General features: G+C 67.0%; 3 protein-coding genes. 1 reads left to right on the plus strand and 2 read right to left on the minus strand.

Features of this window, described 5'->3' with window-relative positions:
* Positions 1–26 precede the first annotated feature (26 nt).
* Positions 27–440 (minus strand): STAS/SEC14 domain-containing protein, encoded by a 414-nt coding sequence (locus tag G4D87_RS37280; RefSeq protein WP_205507878.1) that lies wholly within the window; start codon positions 438–440, stop codon positions 27–29.
* 94 nt (positions 441–534) lie between these two features.
* The gene (locus G4D87_RS37285; protein WP_163787522.1) at positions 535–954 is read right to left on the minus strand and encodes a SpoIIAA family protein; all 420 of its coding nucleotides are present in this window, start codon (positions 952–954) and stop codon (positions 535–537) included.
* Positions 955–1,196: 242 nt separating this feature from the next.
* Here G4D87_RS37285 and G4D87_RS37290 point away from each other — a divergent pair.
* Positions 1,197–1,849: extracellular solute-binding protein (locus G4D87_RS37290; protein ID WP_163787523.1), on the plus strand; the 653-nt coding region annotated here is incomplete at its 3' end.

Consider the following 1,849-nt stretch of genomic DNA (forward strand, 5'->3'; position numbering starts at 1 on the left):
GGCTTGGGGGGAAATGGGGCGGAAGCTCAGCCCAGCTTCTTCTTGTGCTTCTGGCGGTGCTGCGCCACCCAGGCGCGCGCTTCTTCGTGGTCCTTCACGAAGGTCGTCTCGAAGCGCGCCTTGCCGGTGAAGAGCATGCCCAGCGCGATGACCTTGCCGAAGGTCTGCTGCACCACGTCCGCGCCGACGTACACGGTGCCCTTGAACCAGTCCGCCTTGCCGTTCTCCGACAGGTAGCGCCGGGGCTCCGCGCCCAGCTGGGACTGGCCGATGTCGGCGATCAGGTAGTAGGGCCCGTATTGCTGGGCAATCTCCCCGTACACGTCGACCGCGCGCTTGATTTCGTCCAGGTCGATGGGACCGATGAAGGTCGCCTGCACGACGTCAGGCGCCTCATAGCGCACCGAGTGGGCACCGAATTTCCATTCCAGTTGCTGCATGTCACTCCCTCCAGAAACCCTGGTGAGCATAACGCTCACCAGGGAATAGCGCGAGATGCATGCCTGTCAATCTGGACTGGGAATTCCTGACCCGCTACCCTGCTTTGCTCTTGAGCCGGAGCCGGTGCTGGGCCACCCAGGCGCGGGCTTCCTCCTGCGTCTTCACGAACACCGTCTCGAAGGTCGACTTGCCGGTGAAGAGCAGCGCCAGGGCAATGGCCTTGACGAAGGTCTGCATGACGATGTCGGCGCCGACGTAGATGATGGCGTGAAACCAGTCGGAGCTGGCCTTCTCCGACATGTACCGGCGCCCGGCCGCTTCGAGCTGCGAGCGGCCGATGTCCGCGATGAGGTAGTACTGGCCGTGCTCGGTGGTCGTCTGGTGGTAGAGCGTCACCGTCTCCTTCACCTCTTCCAGGGTGATGAGGCCGTTGAACTCGGCGACCAGGGTGTCCGGCTCCTCGAAGTGGGCCCGGTGGGCTCCACACTGCCAATCCCGAGGCTGCTGTTTCATCGCTTCCCCCTCCCAGTTGTTCCTGCCTGGGTGAGAATACCGCTGAGGCAGCGTCCAAGCGAATCGTGGCTCTCCCTTGGTTCATGATGACTCACCGGGCGTGATTGGTTTTGCGGGACGCGCCTGGATGTCCGGAAGGTTTGTTTTCATTCAGTGCGCCAGACTTCCGGGGTGTTGACGCGCGGACCGACCTGGATTCCCGGGCTTGACGGGGCTGGGTGGGGCTGGAGTCATGCCCGCGCATGAGACGCCCGTCCTCCATCGTGCTCGCGCTGGGCCTCGTCGTGGGCCTGGCCACCTGGGGCTGCCGGCGGCAGGACGCGTCGGGCGAGGCCGGGGGGCGCACGCGGCTGGTCTTCAAGTATCAGCCGCTGTGGGGGCCGCCGGAGCCGTTCCGGGAGCTGCTGGCGCGCTTCGAGCGGGAGCACCCAGGGGTGGAGCTCGTCACGGAGGCGCTGCCCAACGCGTCCGACCTGGCGCACCAGTTCTTCCTCACGGCGCTGGAGGGCGGGGCGCGGGACTTCGACGTGCTGGTGGTGGACGTCGTCTGGGTGCCCGAGTTCGCGCGCGCCGGGTGGATTGCGGACCTGTCCGCGGAGTTCCCGCCCGGGCGGCTGCGTGAGGACTTCTTCCCCGGCCCCGTGGAGGCCGTGGTGGTGGAGGGGCGCACGTACGCGGTGCCCTGGTACCTGGACGTGGGGTTGCTCTACTACCGCACGGACCTGGTGCCGCGCGCGCCGCGCACCTACGCGGAGCTGGAGCGCTTCGCGCGCGAGGCGATGGCGAAGACGCCCGGGCTCCAGGGCTACGTGTGGCAGGGGCGGCAGTACGAAGGCCTGTCCTGCAATGTGTACGAGGCGCTGTGGGGGCACGGCGGCCGGGCGCTGTCGGAGGA

The sequence above is a fragment of the Myxococcus vastator genome (assembly GCF_010894475.1).
GTDB classification, from domain to species: Bacteria; Myxococcota; Myxococcia; order Myxococcales; family Myxococcaceae; genus Myxococcus; species Myxococcus vastator.